At 56.4% G+C, this 16,701-nt stretch carries 15 protein-coding genes; 9 read left to right on the forward strand and 6 right to left on the reverse strand.

What is annotated here, in order from left to right; genetic code table 11:
* Positions 1 to 20 precede the first annotated feature (20 nt).
* Together KZZ06_RS12755 and KZZ06_RS12760 are read left to right on the forward strand one after the other, a co-directional pair.
* Positions 21 to 458 (forward strand): RDD family protein, encoded by a 438-nt coding sequence (locus tag KZZ06_RS12755; protein WP_219580507.1) that lies wholly within the window; start codon positions 21 to 23, stop codon positions 456 to 458.
* Positions 459 to 529: 71 nt separating this feature from the next.
* Positions 530 to 1,351 carry an arginyltransferase gene (locus KZZ06_RS12760; RefSeq protein ID WP_219580508.1) on the forward strand — a complete coding sequence of 274 codons (822 nt, stop codon included), beginning with the start codon at positions 530 to 532 and terminating at the stop codon, positions 1,349 to 1,351.
* Positions 1,352 to 1,531: 180 nt separating this feature from the next.
* On the opposite strand, the gene KZZ06_RS12765 is transcribed toward KZZ06_RS12760, so the two are convergent.
* The 3 genes from KZZ06_RS12765 to KZZ06_RS12775 all read right to left on the reverse strand — a co-directional run bounded on the left by KZZ06_RS12765 (position 1,532) and on the right by KZZ06_RS12775 (position 6,097).
* The gene (locus KZZ06_RS12765; RefSeq protein WP_219580509.1) at positions 1,532 to 3,886 is read right to left on the reverse strand and encodes a TRAP transporter large permease subunit; all 2,355 of its coding nucleotides are present in this window, start codon (positions 3,884 to 3,886) and stop codon (positions 1,532 to 1,534) included.
* A 15-nt stretch (positions 3,887 to 3,901) separates the two neighbouring features.
* On the reverse strand, positions 3,902 to 4,870 hold the full coding sequence (locus tag KZZ06_RS12770) for a TRAP transporter small permease subunit (protein ID WP_219580510.1): 969 nt from the start codon (positions 4,868 to 4,870) through the stop codon (positions 3,902 to 3,904).
* A gap of 138 nt (positions 4,871 to 5,008) precedes the next feature.
* Entirely contained in the window at positions 5,009 to 6,097 is a 1,089-nt protein-coding gene (locus tag KZZ06_RS12775) for a TRAP transporter substrate-binding protein (protein WP_219580511.1), read from the reverse strand.
* A 253-nt stretch (positions 6,098 to 6,350) separates the two neighbouring features.
* On the opposite strand from KZZ06_RS12775, the gene KZZ06_RS12780 reads away from it, so the two are divergent.
* The 4 genes from KZZ06_RS12780 to ilvN all read left to right on the forward strand — a co-directional run bounded on the left by KZZ06_RS12780 (position 6,351) and on the right by ilvN (position 11,134).
* Positions 6,351 to 7,769 (forward strand): cache domain-containing protein, encoded by a 1,419-nt coding sequence (locus KZZ06_RS12780; RefSeq protein WP_219580512.1) that lies wholly within the window; start codon positions 6,351 to 6,353, stop codon positions 7,767 to 7,769.
* 11 nt (positions 7,770 to 7,780) lie between these two features.
* On the forward strand, positions 7,781 to 8,422 hold the full coding sequence (locus KZZ06_RS12785; RefSeq protein WP_219580513.1) for a response regulator transcription factor: 642 nt from the start codon (positions 7,781 to 7,783) through the stop codon (positions 8,420 to 8,422).
* 322 nt (positions 8,423 to 8,744) lie between these two features.
* Positions 8,745 to 10,496, forward strand: a complete 1,752-nt coding sequence (locus tag KZZ06_RS12790; RefSeq protein WP_219580514.1) for an acetolactate synthase 3 large subunit — start codon at positions 8,745 to 8,747, stop codon at positions 10,494 to 10,496.
* 77 nt (positions 10,497 to 10,573) lie between these two features.
* Positions 10,574 to 11,134, forward strand: a complete 561-nt coding sequence (gene ilvN, locus KZZ06_RS12795; protein WP_219580515.1) for an acetolactate synthase small subunit — start codon at positions 10,574 to 10,576, stop codon at positions 11,132 to 11,134.
* Here ilvN and KZZ06_RS12800 read toward each other — a convergent pair.
* A complete protein-coding gene (locus KZZ06_RS12800; protein WP_219580516.1) occupies positions 11,131 to 11,466 on the reverse strand; it encodes a hypothetical protein in 336 nt (111 codons plus the stop codon). The genes ilvN and KZZ06_RS12800 overlap by 4 nt on opposite strands.
* A gap of 197 nt (positions 11,467 to 11,663) precedes the next feature.
* Here KZZ06_RS12800 and KZZ06_RS12805 point away from each other — a divergent pair, with 197 nt between their 5' ends.
* The 3 genes from KZZ06_RS12805 (at position 11,664) to KZZ06_RS12815 (ending at position 13,925) form a co-directional block, all read left to right on the forward strand.
* Entirely contained in the window at positions 11,664 to 12,458 is a 795-nt protein-coding gene (locus tag KZZ06_RS12805; protein ID WP_219580517.1) for a helix-turn-helix domain-containing protein, read from the forward strand.
* Positions 12,459 to 12,561: 103 nt separating this feature from the next.
* Positions 12,562 to 13,719 carry an aromatic ring-hydroxylating dioxygenase subunit alpha gene (locus KZZ06_RS12810; RefSeq protein ID WP_219580518.1) on the forward strand — a complete coding sequence of 386 codons (1,158 nt, stop codon included), beginning with the start codon at positions 12,562 to 12,564 and terminating at the stop codon, positions 13,717 to 13,719.
* Positions 13,707 to 13,925: a hypothetical protein gene (locus tag KZZ06_RS12815; protein ID WP_219580519.1), complete on the forward strand. Its 219-nt coding sequence runs from the start codon at positions 13,707 to 13,709 to the stop codon at positions 13,923 to 13,925. The genes KZZ06_RS12810 and KZZ06_RS12815 overlap by 13 nt, the downstream gene beginning before the upstream one ends.
* 4 nt (positions 13,926 to 13,929) lie before the next feature.
* On the opposite strand, the gene KZZ06_RS12820 is transcribed toward KZZ06_RS12815, so the two are convergent.
* Both KZZ06_RS12820 and prfB read right to left on the reverse strand, forming a co-directional pair.
* The gene (locus KZZ06_RS12820; RefSeq protein WP_257884348.1) at positions 13,930 to 15,333 is read right to left on the reverse strand and encodes an amidase; all 1,404 of its coding nucleotides are present in this window, start codon (positions 15,331 to 15,333) and stop codon (positions 13,930 to 13,932) included.
* Positions 15,334 to 15,479: 146 nt separating this feature from the next.
* A complete protein-coding gene (gene prfB, locus KZZ06_RS12825) occupies positions 15,480 to 16,604 on the reverse strand; it encodes a peptide chain release factor 2 (RefSeq protein WP_219580520.1) in 1,125 nt (374 codons plus the stop codon).
* Positions 16,605 to 16,701 lie beyond the last annotated feature (97 nt).

Below are 16,701 nucleotides of genomic sequence, written 5' to 3' on the forward strand. Positions count from 1 at the left end.
GTTTCCCCAAGGACAGTGAAATGACCATGACCCCCGATCCTGACACCCAACCGGAATTTTACAGCGGCGTTGCAACCAAACGCCTGTTTGCTTGGATCGTTGATGCGATCATTATCCTGCTGGCCTGCCTTGTGGTCCTGCCCTTTACCGCCTTTACCGGCCTGTTTTTCTTTCCGCTGATGATACTGGTGATCGGCTTTTTCTACCGCGTGGCGACGCTAAGCAGCGGGTCATCGACATGGGGCATGCGCCTTATGGGAATGGAACTGCGCACCCAGGATGACGAACGCTTGGATACGGGCACGGCGTTCCTGCATACGCTGGGATATACGGTCAGCATCAGCGTCATGCCCCTGCAACTTATATCCATCGTTTTGATGGGCACAACCGCACGTTGTCAAGGGCTTAGCGATATGGTATTAGGCACAGTCGCGCTGAACCGGCGCAAGGAAATCTAACGCTGCAGTAAACTGGGGCTTGGCGTCTTTAAAACCTGTTGGTATCCTTTCTGTAACAATATCGGATTAGCATGCGCCATACCCTTCCCATTGCCCCACAGTTCTATGTGACAGCGCCTCAGCCCTGCCCATATCTTGAAGGACGGACTGAGCGTAAGTTATTCACAGCATTGCAAGGCGAAGCGGCGGCAGTTCTCAACGACAGTCTGTCCGCGCAAGGGTTCCGGCGTTCGCAAAATGTGCTTTACCGTCCGTCTTGCGCCGATTGCTCGGCCTGCCTGTCGGCGCGGATCAATGTCGCGGATTTCATCCCCAGCAAAAGCCAAAAGCGCACGCTAAGGCGGAATACCAACCTAAGCAGACGGGCGACTTCTCCTTGGGCGACCGAAGATCAATACGACTTGTTCCGCCGCTATCTGGACAGCCGGCATGCTGATGGTGGTATGGCCGATATGGATGTGTTCGAATTCGCCGCCATGGTCGAGGAAACACCGATCCGCAGCCGTGTCATCGAATATACCGATAAGATCACAAACGAACTGATCGGCGTCTGCCTGACCGATGTTCTGGGTGATGGTGTCAGCATGGTCTATTCATTCTACACGCCAGACCTGCCCAAAAACGGCTTGGGCAATTACATCATTCTTGACCATATCGACATCGCGCGCGCCGCAGGCCTGCCCTATGTCTATCTGGGTTACTGGGTCCCGGGCAGCCAGAAAATGGGCTATAAGGCCAAGTTCTCGGGGCTCGAGGTCTATATGGGCGGCAAGTGGCAAAAGATGACGGATCCGTCGGATTTCAACCCCGACCGCCACCCGTTGAACACCGATCCGATCGCAGAACAGGTCGCCAATATCGCCCTGCCCGATCTGAGCCCCAAACGCTCCTGATCCCCCTGATCCTTCCGCTCTTCTCTGGCTTTTAAATATCCTCGGGGGAGTTTGAGGGGGCAGACAGCCCCCTCATTCAACTAACCAAATAACCCAAGGCCCCGCATAGGCATCCCCTGAATCGAATGAGGGCACCCAATTGGGTGCCCTCTCCGTTTTCTTGTATCACGGTTGCCGTGATCAGTTCGGCATCAGGTCAGGGACAATGGTCACGATCGCAGGGAACATCCACAACAGCGCCAATGCGCCGACCTGGATCAACACAAACGGGATGATCCCACGGTAGATATGCCCTGTAGTGACGCTCGCCGGTGCGACCCCGCGCAGATAGAACAGCGCAAAGCCAAACGGCGGTGTCAGGAACGACGTTTGCAGGTTCACCGCGATCATGATCGTTACCCATTTCGGATCGAACGTACCGCCGTAAATCACCGGCCCCACAATCGGGATCACGATATAGATGATCTCGAGGAAATCGAGAACGAAGCCCAGAACGAACAACACCAGCATCACGATCAAGAACACCGTCAACTCGTTGTCAAAGCTCTTAAGCCATTGCTGGATATAGTGTTCCCCCCCAAAGGAGATCACGACCAAGTTCAGCAACTGCGATCCGATCAGGATGGTAAACACCATCGATGTGACCTTGGCGGTTTCGCGGACAACCGGGCTAAGAACCCCGGATGTATACAAAATCCAGCACGAGAACAGCAAACCGAACACGGCGTACAGATAGGCACCATAGGCCACAAAGAACGCCACCCAGTTCTCGAAACCGACATCCTCTTGATTGATGCGCAGATCGAAATTCACGCCCACAAGGATGCAGATCAGAATGGCCAGCGTCGACCAGATGATCACCTTTGGCGACCGGTCCAGATCGGTCAGCTTGCGGTAGGCCGCCAGCATGATCGCCCCACCCGCACCAAGCGCGGCAGCAGGTGTCGGGTTGGTGATACCACCCAAGATCGACCCTAGCACAGCCACGATCAGAACCAGCGGCGGAAAGACCACCCGGATCAGTTCGTTGCCCGCACACAGCTTTAGACCATACAGCACACCGTACATCACAGCGGCAAAGGGCAGCGCCATCAGCACAACCATGGTGCCCGGCGATGTTGTCGGCCCGACCAGCAGGATATCGACCAGCACCGTCAGCACCAAACCGATGCCGCCGATGATCAGCGGACGCCTGTCAGACGATGGCGACACACCGCGCGCCGTTGTCAGGACCAGGCCCAACAGGATCAGGATGATCGCAACGCCGGTACCAATCGGTGCCGCGTTATTGATCTTATCCGCCTGCTTTTGCGCCAACGCTTCACCGGACAGTTTTTCGCTGGCCTGTTGACCGCCTGCGGCCTCGATTGCGGCCTGTTCGCTCACGGCGGTATCCCACGCCTCTTGACCGTGCAGATCAATCATTGCGGCCTGACACTCAGGACCGACATTCGTGCGCAGGCTTGCACCCTCGCCGATGTCGCTAAAGCTGGACACGACGGTGGACTGGCTGCCTACGATCCCCATGTTGCCAAGGAAGATCGTGCCGACAATCAGCAGAACAGGCGCGCCGAGGAACCAGGTGAACCCTTCACCGCGGGTGATTGGTTCGGCATTGGTTGATCCCATTGGCACGGCGGGTGCTTTTTCAGGGTTAAACAGCGCATAGACAAAGGCATAAAGCGCATAAAGCAGCGCCAGCATGATCCCGGGCAACAAGGCCGCTTGGAACAATGTACCCACGGAAACCACCGCTGGTTGGCCCAGATAGGTCAATGCATCGGTACAGCCAGCGGATGTGGCACGTGCCTCTTGGGCGGCGGAATACAAATCCCCCGCCAAGGTGCCCAGCAACACGATCACGATGGATGGCGGAATGATCTGCCCCAATGTCCCCGATGCCGCGATCACGCCCGTCGACAATTCAGGCGAATAGCCGTTGCGGAGCATTGTCGGCAGCGCCAGCAAGCCCATTGTCACAACGGTTGCACCCACGATGCCAGTCGAGGCGGCCAAGAACGCGCCCACAACAACAATGGAAACCGCCAGACCACCGGGCAGCGGGCCAAAGACACGCGCCATTGTGGTCAGCAGATCGTTTGCGATCTTGGACCGTTCCAGCGTGATGCCCATCAGAACGAACATCAAAACAGCCAGCAGTGTTTCGATCGACTGGCCCGCCAGAACACGTTCGTTCATGCGGTTCACAATGAACGATACGTTGCGGTTCATCGCCTCTTCCCAACCAGCGGGGAAAACGCTTTCAGCGATACGCGGCAAATCAGGGTATCGGAATTTCGACACCGCATCATTGGGCACGCCCGAATTCACCAGATCGCGGTACGCCTGCGACGATTGGTCGATCGCCTGATGGATCAACAACCCTGCGCTATCAAGTGCCGCGATAATCGCGAATGAAATAACACCGGCACCACCGATGGCAAAAGCCACCGGAAAGCCAGACAAAATGCCGCCAAAGAGACAGACAAAAACGATAATCAGGCCAATTTCGACCCCGTCGAGACCAAAAAGCATCGGACGCCCCTTAAATTAATGTGTGCCCTCATAGGCTTCTTCGCCCTCGCCCAGCGTATCGCGGTCGAGATATTTATCTTCGCTCTCGGGACCTTCGCGGTACTCGAGAATGGCACGATAAAACGTGGATATCGCCTGCAAGATCACCATGACGCAGAACGCGCACAGCAGAATTTTGAACAGGAAATAGCCGTTGAACCCGTTTGGAGAAAAGCCGATCGTTTCGACATTCCATTTCAGCAGGCGCGATTTACGCAGCAGCAGATCCAAGCGGTCAGATGCCGACGGGTTCGGCGTGACAAGGTGACGCCACAGGAAGAACCAGCCGTAAAGCCATGTTACGATGGCGAATGGCAGCATAAAGAACAGCGCACCAAACATGTCGATCACCCGTTTTGTACGGTATTTTACGCCCGCATAGAACAGATCAACGCGCACGTGGCCGCCTTGGACGAATGTGTAAGACACGCAAAGACAAACGACCAACGCATTGAAAAGCTTTAATTCCTCAGCGAACCAGCTGATGTCGAACTGAAGCGGAATACCAAAGCCGATCGAGATATCAGGCCGGGTGAAAATCCGCTGCATGAACACGATGATGATCTGTTGCAATACCATCAGCAGGCCAGCCCACGCGAAAAAGCGGCCCACGGTATTGGCGAACCCTTCAAGGGCGCGCACGCAGCCCCACATGAAACCTTTGCGCCAAAATCCAAAGGCGGTGACGATCACCAAGCCGATGAAAAGCACGAAAAACAGCTCTACCGACGCGCCATAATAGATAAAGCGCATGAGGGATTCACTGTTTGACCAATCCAGCCACATGCCCGGGTTAACCAGCGCGGCGAAAAAGTTGTAAAATGCCTCAAGGATATTGCCGAGAACAAAGTTGATCAGATTGCCGTCCTGGAATTTATCCAGACAGCTTATCTTGGCACCTTCTGCCGCGCGGAAAAATCCGTCGCACACCACATCATCTGCCATGTAAGTCTCCCCTTCGCCTGCCCGGATTAATTCTGGGCTTTGTGCGAAATTCTTGATTGCCCCGGCGTGAAAGCCCAAGGTCGTGTAAGTGCATTAGGGGCCGCACAATGGCGGCCCCTGACACATCAGTGAGAAGGCTTAGCCTTGACCCAGAACGCGCTGACGCTGGTTCACGTAGTACGCATCAGACTTGGACAGCCACTCTGCAGAAGACTGCAAAGACGACTCAAAGCTGTTGCGGATGTCTGCGAACAGGCTGTCATCCATGTTTTCGTCCATGACTTCTTTGGACGCGGCACCGAATGCATCCCAAACATCGTCTGGGAACTGCATGGTTTTAACACCTTGCTGCTGCAGACGCGACAAGGCGGCACCGTTGTTTGCCAGCGTTTCGGCCAGACCTGTGTGCGTTGTTGCCATGCAGGAATATTCGATGATCTTTTGCTGAGCAGGTGTCAGGTCGTTGAAAACATCCAGGTTAACGGATGCGGTCAGGCCGGAACCTGGCTCGTGGAAGCCCGCTGTGTAGTACACTTTCGCAACTTCTTGGAAGCCGGCGCGTTCGTCCGCGAATGGGCCAACCCACTCAAGACCGTCCAGCGCGCCCGAGGACAACGCCTGGTACAGTTCGCCGCCGGGGATGTTCTGAACGGATGCGCCCAGTTTACCCAGAACCTTGCCACCAAGGCCAGGCATGCGGAATTTCAAACCGTTAAAGTCAGCAGCAGAGTTGATTTCCTTGCGGAACCAACCACCGGACTGCGAACCGGAGTTACCGGCAAGGAACATCTTCATGTTGAAGATTTCGCCGACTTGGTTGTGCAGCTCGTGGCCGCCGCCGTGCAGGTACCAGTTTGTCAGCTCTTGCGCTGTGCCACCGAATGGAACGGCTGTGAAATACGCCAGACCAGGGTGCTGACCGATAAAGTAGTAGTCGGCCGCGTGGTACATGTCGGCCTGACCGGAGGATACCGCGTCAAACACTTCGAACGCACCAACCAGTTCGCCCGGTGCTTTCTTTTCGATGGTCAAGGTGCCGTCAGACATCTCGTTAACCATGTTGTTCAGGTACGTTGCCGCGTCATCGAGAACGGCAAAGCCACGGGGCCAGGACGTTACCATTGTCAGCGTGCGTTTGCCTTGGGCGTACAGTGGTGCGGCCAGCGTGGATGCTGCGGCAGCGGTGCCGCCAAGTGCGGATGTCTTCAGAAATGAACGACGGTCCATAAGGATACTCCTCCCGAGTATAGGATGCCCACGCTATTGATCGGCGCGCGGGTCGTTTCAAGTGGACGCAATTTAACTGATCTATTCTTGTTGGAAATACCAATTAATGCGTAGAGACCCCGCTCATCCGCAAGATTATGACATGATTTGCGCCCAAACTTTGGGCAAACATCTTTTTGAGAATGCCCAAAGGTCATGTTGGCATTCCGAACACCCCCTTTGATTCGGGTATGATTCCCTTTACGAGAATCACATGCGTCGCCTGATTGTTCGCCTTGCCCCAACCTATGCCCAAAAGCTGACACTGCTTGCCGCTGTGCCGCTGGTGCTGGCTGTTGCCGCGATCGCGATTGTCGTGGCGCTTCAGGCCAAGGCATTGGCAGACCGCGAGATTAACACCCTTGAGAACCAACTGATCGCTGCCAAAAAGGTCGAGCTGCGCAATTACGTGACCCAAGCGCGCAACGGATTCTATTTCGTCTACGGGTCCGCATCGCCCCAAGATGATGACGCAAAGGGACAGGTCGCGCAGATTTTGTCGGCAATGATCTATGGCGAGGAAGGTCAGTTCTTTGTCTATGATTTCGATGGCAACGCCCTTGTCAGCCCGCGTCAAACCGACCGGATCAATCAGAACTTTAGCGGTGAAACCGACAGCGCCGGCACCCCGGTGGTCGACGAATTGATCCGTATCGCCCGCGCGGGGGGAGGCTATCACACCTATCTGTGGCCGAAACCGTCGACCGGCACCGAGGCGCAGATGATTACCTATGTCACGTCCTTCCCCAGTTGGCGGTGGGCCGTCGGCACCGGTGTTTATATTGACGATATCCTGTCCAGCGTCGCATCGGCGCGTGCCGATGTGCTGGCCCGTGTGCAAAAAACCTTTCTATATATCGGGGCCATTACCCTAGCCGCGCTGCTGCTGGTGTTCGGCACTGGCATGCTGGTGAACCTGCGCGAACGGCGGCTTGCCGACGCCAAGCTGAAAAAGCTGACCCAACGTGTGTTCGACGCCCAAGAAGAAGAACGCGGCCGCGTCGCCCGAGAATTGCATGACGGGATCAGTCAGATCTTGGTCGGGGTGCGCTATGCGCTGGAAAATGCCCGCCGTCGCTTGGATCGGGGCGACCGCCGCGCGGCAGAACCGTTGGGCAAAGGGATCGACAGCTTGGGCCAAGCGATATCAGAGGTTCGCCGGATCAGCCGCGACTTGCGCCCCGGTGTGCTCGATGATCTGGGGCTGGGCCCTGCCCTCAAAACTCTGGTCGAGGAATTTTCGGGCCGGACAGGTATTACCTGCAGTTTCAATACCGTCGTATTCCGCAACCGGTTGGATAATGACGCCAAGATCGCCCTGTACCGCATCGCCCAAGAAGCGCTGACCAATATCGAACGCCACGCGGTTGCATCCGAGGTGATCGTTGATTTGCGCGGCCACCGCCAAGGTGCCACGCTGGTGATTACCGACAACGGGCGTGGCATCCTTAACGATGCGCAAAGCGCCGGTGGCCTTGGCCTGCGCAATATGCAAGAACGCATGGATCAATTGGGCGGCAGTTTGTCGTTGGAAACCTCAAGTACGAGTGGGACACGGGTCAAAGCATCAGTACCGCTGACCCATCTTTTGCCGCCTGAGCCCAACCCTAACGCCCCTGCCCGGAATTCTTAGAAAGTCTTACCATGCCTGCCGCCGTAAAAGTCATGATCGTCGACGATCACCCCATGGTCGCCGAAGGCATCCAATCCATCCTCGAAAGCTATGACGACATTGAAGTTGTAGGCTGCCTGTCAAATGGCCGCGCCGCGATTGATCAGTTCGAGACACTGGACCCCGATGTGATCTTGATGGATTTGAACATGCCTGATGTGGGTGGATTGTCGGCCACCGAGATCGTGCTGGAACGGCGGCCCGACATGCGTATCGTGATTTTGTCGATGCATGATAACCCCGAATATATTTCCTCGGCGCTTAGTCACGGGGCCATGGGCTATATCCTGAAAGACGTGCCAACCGATGAAATCAAACTGGCCATTGATACGGTGATGCAGGGCCAGCGCTATCTATGTACCGGGGCCCAAGGGTCGCTTGAGCCTAAAGACACGGCCCGCGAGGCGTTGACCGAACGCGAGCAGACCATCCTGTTGCAGCTCGCGCAGGGCAAGGCCAACAAGGAGGTCGCGTTGATCCTTGATATCTCGGTACGGACTGTCGAAACCCACCGCAAAAACATTAAACGCAAACTGGGGATATCATCCACCGCCGGCTTGACCCGCTATGCGATGGAACACGGCGTGCTGCAAGGAACCGGCGTACGCATCTAAAATGCCCTGATTCACCGGTTCAATTTTGAAAAACTTCAAAAAAAACGAATACCGCGCAACAAGTGCAAAGATTTTTCGCCCTTCGCGACACATTTTGTTGAAAATGCCCATTGACGCCCCTGTGCCCTGCTCATAATCTCCCCGCAACGCAAAAGGAGCCTTTGGCCATGACATTTCTAGTCGTCATTGTAGGACACACGCGCATGGGCCGGTAACGGCAGACCATAATCGTCACCATGCGCCCCCGCCAAAACCGGGGGTTTTTTTATGCGCTACGACAAATATTAACACGACCCGAAACACCACCCCACGGAGCACCAAGATGACACGTAAAATGACCGGAGCGAAAATGATCGTTCAAGCCCTGATTGATCAGGGTGTCGATACCGTATTTGGCTATCCCGGCGGTGCTGTCCTACCGATTTATGACGAGGTGTTTCAGCAAAATAGCATCAAGCACATTTTGGTACGCCACGAACAAGGTGCCGTTCACGCCGCAGAAGGCTATGCCCGTTCGACCGGCAAGCCCGGCGTTGTTCTGGTTACATCCGGCCCCGGTGCCACCAATGCGGTGACCGGCTTGACCGACGCCTTGCTGGATTCGATCCCGCTGGTGGTTTTGACAGGTCAGGTGCCGACATTCATGATCGGGTCTGATGCCTTCCAAGAGGCCGACACCGTGGGCATCACCCGCCCCTGCACCAAACATAACTGGCTGGTCAAAGAGACCGACAAGTTGAGCGGCGTGCTGCATGAGGCATTCCATGTCGCCACATCCGGGCGCCCCGGCCCGGTTCTGATTGATATTCCCAAGGACGTACAATTTGCCACCGGCACCTACGAGCCCAAGAAACCGTCGGTGTCCCATTACCAGCCGCCCGTAAAAGGCGACATGCAAGCGATCACCGAGCTGGTCGCGGCGATGGAAACGGCCAAACGCCCTGTGTTCTATACCGGTGGCGGCGTCATTAACTCCGGCCCCGCAGCATCACAATTGCTGCGTGAATTGGTCGAGGCGACCGGTTTTCCGATCACATCAACCCTGATGGGCTTGGGCAGCTATCCGGCGTCCGGCGACAAATGGTTGGGGATGTTGGGGATGCACGGCCTTTATCAGGCCAACATGGCGATGCACGATTGCGATCTGATGATCAACATCGGGGCACGGTTTGACGACCGGATTACCGGTGTTGTTGACCTGTTCAGCCCAAAATCGACCAAAGCGCATATCGACATCGATCCGTCGTCGATCAACAAAATCATCCGCGTCGACATCCCGATCGTTGGCGATGTAGGTCACGTGTTGGAAGACATGCTGAAGGTCTGGAAATCCCGTGGCCGTAAAACCAACAGCGAAGCCGTCGCGAAATGGTGGAAAAAGATCGACGAGTGGCGCAGCATTGACTGCCTGAAGTTCGAACAAAAAGGCAAAGTCATCAAGCCGCAGTACGCACTGGCACGGCTTGAGGCGCTGACCAAGAAATACGACCGCTATATCACCACCGAAGTGGGCCAGCACCAGATGTGGGCCGCGCAATATCTTGGTTTTGAGGATCCGAACCGCTGGATGACATCAGGCGGGCTTGGCACCATGGGTTATGGTTTTCCAGCATCCATTGGTGTGCAAATGGCGCATCCTGATGCCTTGGTGATCAACGTCGCGGGCGAAGCGTCATGGCTGATGAACATGCAAGAAATGGGCACTGCGATGCAGTATAACCTGCCCGTCAAACAGTTCATTCTGAACAACGAACGTCTGGGCATGGTGCGCCAGTGGCAGGAATTGCTGCACGGCGAGCGGTACTCTCAAAGCTGGTCAGAATCCCTGCCCGATTTCGTGAAATTGGCCGAAGCCTTCGGGGCCAAAGGCATTTTGTGTTCCGATCCCGATGATCTGGATGACGCGATCATGGAAATGATCACCTATGACGGGCCGGTCATCTTTGACTGCTTGGTTGAGAAGCACGAGAATTGTTTCCCGATGATCCCGTCAGGCAAAGCGCATAACGACATGATGCTGGCCGGTGTGGATACGCAAGGTGTGATTGACGCAAAAGGGTCGGTCTTGGTGTAACGCGTTTTCTTATAAAGAAAACGGACCGGAATTTTTGAAAAATTCCGGCGACGAAATCAGATGAAGAGGACAGTCACATGTCAGCCCTAAAACTCAAAAAAGGCTCAACCAGCCATTCTGCCTATAACCTGCGTGCGAATTTTTCGGATGTCATCGAACGTCATACCCTTGCTGTTCTGGTCGAAAATGAACCCGGGGTTCTGGCCCGCGTCATCGGGCTTTTTTCGGGCCGCGGTTACAACATCGACAGCCTGACCGTGGCCGAGGTGGATCACACCGGACACCGCAGCCGGATCACGATTGTGACCTCGGGTACGCCCCAAGTGATCGAACAGATAAAAGCACAGCTGGGCCGCATTGTTCCGGTCCACGAGGTTCACGATCTGACAGTCGAGGGACCATCAGTCGAGCGCGAGCTGGCGATGTTCAAAGTTTCGGGAACAGGTGACAAGCGCGTGGAAGCACTGCGGCTTGCGGATATCTTTCGCGCCAACGTCGTCGACAGCACGCTTGAAAGCTTTGTTTTCGAGATCACCGGCGCGCCGGATAAAATCGACGCTTTCGCCGACCTTATGCGCCCCTTGGGGCTAACGGATGTGGCGCGGACCGGCGTCGCCGCCCTGCCCCGCGGCGATTAAGCCAGGCCAGCACGACGTTGATGGGCATATTTGGGCTGTCTGCTGTGAAATGGAACAATTTCAGCAGACGGCTGCCCAAAATCTTGAGATGCGCCGTAGTTCAGTAACTTCGCAGGCAGATCGACTTCCAGCTTTTCGCGAACAACCCGCGGATTGCTGGCTGTCCTTAGCTTGCTTTGCAATGTCACATCGAATTCGACCAGATCGCCGGCATCAAATGTGATGTTCTGACTGTCTTGTGATCCGCCGAAATAGGCCAAATCGCCGTGATCCTCGCACCAAAAGACGGCTTTTTTGTCAGAAATGTCGCTCCACAACACAACGCCGTACATCTAGTATCCCTCCCAATTTTTTCTATCTTCGGTTGGGTTATCGCGAAAATTCAATGGTTTGTCGAATTTTTTGAGGGTTCATTTTGTGTCGTTCGCATGGCGTTTTGGCGCGCATTAGCGTCAATCCGACGTTAACCACATCTACCTTGTAAACAATATACAATTGATACAACCTTAGGGGCATCAAGGGATGGAGCATGACCGACATAAAAAACCCTGCAAAGATCAGGTCTGTTTTCGGTGAAAATCTACGGTTACTTTCCAAAGATCAGCCATCAATCACCGTGCTCGCCAGCAAGCTTGGCATAAACAGAACCCAATTCAACCGCTACCTTTCCGGCCAAAGCTTTCCACGGCCGGATATTCTTGCCCGTATTTGTGCGTATTTCGATCTGGATGCGCGGGTGATGCTTGAACCGTTAGACCAAATCTCGGCGCGGCCGTCGCCCACATTGGGCCACTACATGAACGACTATCTGATGGCGGATACGTCTGGCATCCCTGAAACCGTCTTTCCAAGTGGCTTTTACAGGTTCTCAAGGCGCAGTTTCATCGACCGCGATGTCTTTGTCATTGGTCTGGTCTATGTGTTTCGCAAGGGCGATGCGACATATCTGCGCGGATACGAGACGACCCAAGCCATGCGCATGCAATGCCTTCCGACTGCGGCCAAATACCGGGAATTTCGCGGGGCCATATTACCGCAAGAAGAAGGTCTGGCGATCATTGCCGGCCGCAAGAATGCCATGACCTCGTCTTTCAACTACCTCGGGCGGGTTGCGTCGTTCGGGAACAACTTTTGGGTTGGATATACCACGCGAACGATCCCCGAAGGCGCGGCAGGCATGCGGGTCACCCGTTTGGTCTATGAATATCTGTCCCAAGACACGGCAAGCGTCCTGCAGGCCGCCCGCAGCAAAGGCTTTCACGCGATCCAGGATCTGCCCGCGTTTCATCAGCGTTTACTGCGCCCAGACGAGGATTTCTCTTAACATCACGCCCCTGCCATGTCGCAGCCGTGAAAAACAGGTCGTTAAATGCACGCTTAGAAAACCGCTTTGCCAGTAGCCTTGGACTATCAGCAAGGAGAGCGTCATGAACATGCCCCATACCGATCTGCGCAATGTGCGCCGCCCCATTGATCAAGCGAACGGCCTTGGTAACGCCCATTACATTGATCCGGCCATCTTTGCAGAGGAACGGCAGGCGGTCTTGTTCAACAACTGGCCCGGCCTTGCCACGGCATCGGACGTTCCCGAAATTGGCGACGCCGTTCCGCTGACATTTCTCGGCATGCCGCTGCTCGTGCTGCGCGATAAATCGGGCCAAGTTCGCGTGTTTCAAAACACCTGCAGGCACCGTGGTATGATCCTTGTCGATGCCCCCCGCAAGATCCAGGGCGCGATCCGCTGCCCGTATCACAGCTGGTGCTACAGCACCGAAGGGCGGCTGGTTTCGACGCCCCATGTCGGTGGTCCGGGGCAAAATACCCATCAAGGCATCGACCGCGACTTGCTTGGCCTTGTCGAAATTCGCAGCCACGTCTGGATGGATGTCATCTGGATCAATATCTCGGGCACCGCCCCGCCGTTTGAACAGGCCAATGCCGATCTGATTGCCCGCTGGGCCGAGTTTGACAAACCGCTGCATCACGGCGGTGCTGACAGCCGATTTCAGCTTAGCGTAAATTGTAACTGGAAGCTGGCGGTCGAAAACTATTGTGAAAGCTATCACTTGCCCTGGGTGCATCCCGGCTTGAACAGCTATTCCCGTCTGGAAGACCACTATAACATTGAAATGCCCGGCGAATATTCGGGCCAAGGTACGTTGGTATACCGCCAGCTTACCGACGATGATGGTGCGAAGTTCCCCGATTTTGCCGATCTTTCAGCAAAATGGGACACGGCTGCAGAATATGTAACCGCCTATCCCAACGTTCTTTTGGGTGTGCACCGCGATCATACATTCGCAATCATTCTGGTGCCTGAAGGCCCTGAAAAAACCACTGAAAACATCCATCTCTACTATGCAGTCTCCACCACAGACCCTGAACTGAGGGCGCGCAATACCGATCAATGGAAGCAAGTCTTCGAAGAAGACATCTTTGTTGTCGAAGGGATGCAGCGCGGGCGGCATGCCGTGCAATTTGACGGCGGACGTTTTTCCCCCGCAATGGATGGTCCGACCCATATGTTTCACGACTGGGTCGCGTCGCAGCTTGAAACCCACCGCGCGGTGTCATGCGCGATCTGAACGACCAACTGCTGGCGGCCCACAACGCATGTGACCACGCCGCATTGGTGGCGCTCTACACGCAGGCCGCAGCCGACAGCAATGATCCGGATGCGGCGGGGTTTTATCTGACCCACGCCTATGTTTTCGCACTGGAAATCAACCATCCCGACACGGCAAACCTGCGCGCCGAACTTGTCGCCCAAGGCCGCGAGACGCCTCTTTAGGGGCTTATGGCCGCCGCGTTTGCGGCCAATGGGTGGCCTCGTGCCATTGCTGGGCAAGCCTTAGCAACTGCGCATCGCTGCCCTGCCGCCCGATCAGTTGCAGTCCCCCCGGCAACCCGTCTTTCCCGAAGCCTGCGGGCACATTCACCACAGGCAGCCCGATCAAACCGGCGGGCACAACTACCTGCATCCAGCGGTGATAGGTGTCCATGCGCTGCCCCGCGATCTCGGTCGGGTGAACATCACCTACCGCAAAGGGCCACAGCTGCGCCGAGGGCAAAACCAAGACATCCATCGTCTCAAACAGACCAGCCGCAGCACGGAACCAAGCCGACCGGACCTCGCTGGCGCGCTGCACCGCCCTCGCACTCAGGGCCAGCCCGCGCTCGATCTCCCATTGCGCCGCCTCCTTGAGGTGATGCCGCTTCTCCGCGTTCTCGAAAATCGGCCCCAGCCCGCTGGCCACGGCAAAGGACCGCAAGGTAATCCACGCATCCCACATGGTTTCGGCATCAAACGGCGGCGGCATATGCGTCACGTCATGCCCCAAATCAGCGATCTGCCCCAACGCCGCTTCGCTTAGCTGCATGATCCCACCCTCATAGGGAAATGCCCCGCCCCAATCGCCCAGCCACCCGATCCTAAGGGCCGCTGGCTGCCCGCTCATCTGCGGCAAGGTCGCCGCGGGACTAACCCCAAGCGGCTGTCGCGGGTCCGCCCCCGTCATCGTATCCAGCAACGCGGCCAAATCACGCGGCGTGCGCGCCATCGGCCCGGATGTGGCCAGTTGGTGCAGATACATATCGCCCTCGGGCTCTCCGGGTACGGTGCCCCAACTGGGCCGCATCCCGTAGACGTTGTTCCACCCCGCAGGGTTTCGCAAACTGCCCATCATGTCAGACCCGTCCGCAACGCTGACCATCCCGCAGGCCAAAGCCGCCGCAGCGCCCCCCGATGAACCGCCCGCCGATTTCGTGAGATCATAGGGGTTGCAGGTCGCGCCATGCACAGGGTTGAACGTATGGCTCCCCAGCCCGAATTCCGGGGTGTTGGTCTTGCCGATGATGATCGCCCCGGCAGCGCGCAACCGGCCAACGAAAACACTGTCCTTTTGCGCAACGGTCCCCGCAAACAACGGCGATCCCATCGAGGTCGGCAACCCCTTGGCATCGGCCAAATCCTTGATCGCCATCGGAATACCGTGCAGCCACCCGCGGCGCGGTGCTGCGTCCGCCGCCCGTGCTTCTGCCATCAAGGCGTCAGCACTGCGCAGCGATACAATCGCATTAACCCGACCGTTAACCGCCTCGATCCGCGCCAATGTCGCTTCCATCAACGCCACAGCACTCAGGCTGCCCTCGGCCAATGCCTCGGATTGCGCCAATGCGCCCATGTCCAGAATATCCAAGCCTACCGCCCCCCTGCTTTTGCGCCATCAGACGCGCCCAGCAGACCAGACGCAAGCCCCTCAGCACAGTTCTGCCCTGCCGGCTTCTCTGGCTCTTAAATATCCCGGGGGAGGCCGCAAGGCCGGGGGCAGCGCCCCCTCGCCGCTTAGCCGGCTTGCGCTTCGGCCCGGCTTTTGCCCGACACAGCCAAGGCCAATGCCGCACCCATCAAGCCGTCAAGATCGCCATCCAAAACGCCTTTGGTATCGGATGTCTCGTAGTTTGTGCGCAGGTCTTTCACCATCTGATAGGGCTGCAACACATAGGACCGGATCTGGTTACCCCATCCCGCGTCGCCCTTGTTTTCATGGGCTTCGTTAATCGCAGCATTGCGGCGGTCCAGCTCCATTTGGTACAGGCGCGATTTCAGCGCCTTCATGGCGATATCGCGGTTCTGGTGCTGGGATTTCTCGGAACTCGTCACCACAATCCCGGTGGGATGGTGGGTGATGCGCACGGCCGAATCCGTGGTGTTAACGTGCTGACCGCCCGCGCCCGAGGACCGATAGGTATCAATGCGGATGTCGCTGGGGTTCACTTCAATTTCGATATTGTCGTCCACGACCGGATAAACCCAGATCGAGCTAAAGGAGGTATGCCGTTTGGCCGCCGAATCAAACGGGCTGATGCGCACCAGACGGTGCACGCCGGATTCCGATTTCAGCCAGCCATAGGCATTCAGGCCGCTGATCTTGTAGGTCGCCGATTTGATACCGGCCTCTTCGCCCGCGCTCTCGGATTGCAGCTCGACCTTGTAGCCTTTTTTCTCGGCCCAGCGGACGTACATCCGCGCAAGGATATTGGCCCAATCGCAGCTTTCTGTACCACCGGCCCCTGCGTTGATCTCAAGGAAGGTATCATTGCTGTCCGCCTCGCCGTTCAGCAACGCCTCAAGCTCTTTTTGCGCGGCGGTTTCTGCCAGCGCTTTCAGGGCCGCCTCGGCTTCGGCCACGACCTCCGCGTCGTCTTCCATCTCGCCCATTTCGATCAGCTCGACGTTGTCGGCCAGCTCTTGCTTGATGCCATCATAGGTCGCCATCGAATCCACCAAGGCCTGACGTTCGCGCATCAGTTTTTGGGCGGCATCGGGATCATCCCACAGATTGGGGTCTTCGACGCGGGCGTTGAACTCTTCAAGGCGGTAAGGTGCCGTTTCGACATTCAAACGCTGTGCCAACAGCTCCAGCGATTTGCTGATCTGATCTGCTGTATTTTGTGCCTCTGCGCGCATCGTTTGTGCCCTTTAAATTAATCGCGGCCCCGAAATGCCGGAGCCGCGTATGAGATAGACCAGCCTTGCTGCATGGGCAAGCGTTTGGCGATAGAAC

This window comes from Sulfitobacter sp. CW3 (assembly GCF_019392245.1).
Classification (GTDB): Bacteria; Pseudomonadota; Alphaproteobacteria; order Rhodobacterales; family Rhodobacteraceae; genus Sulfitobacter.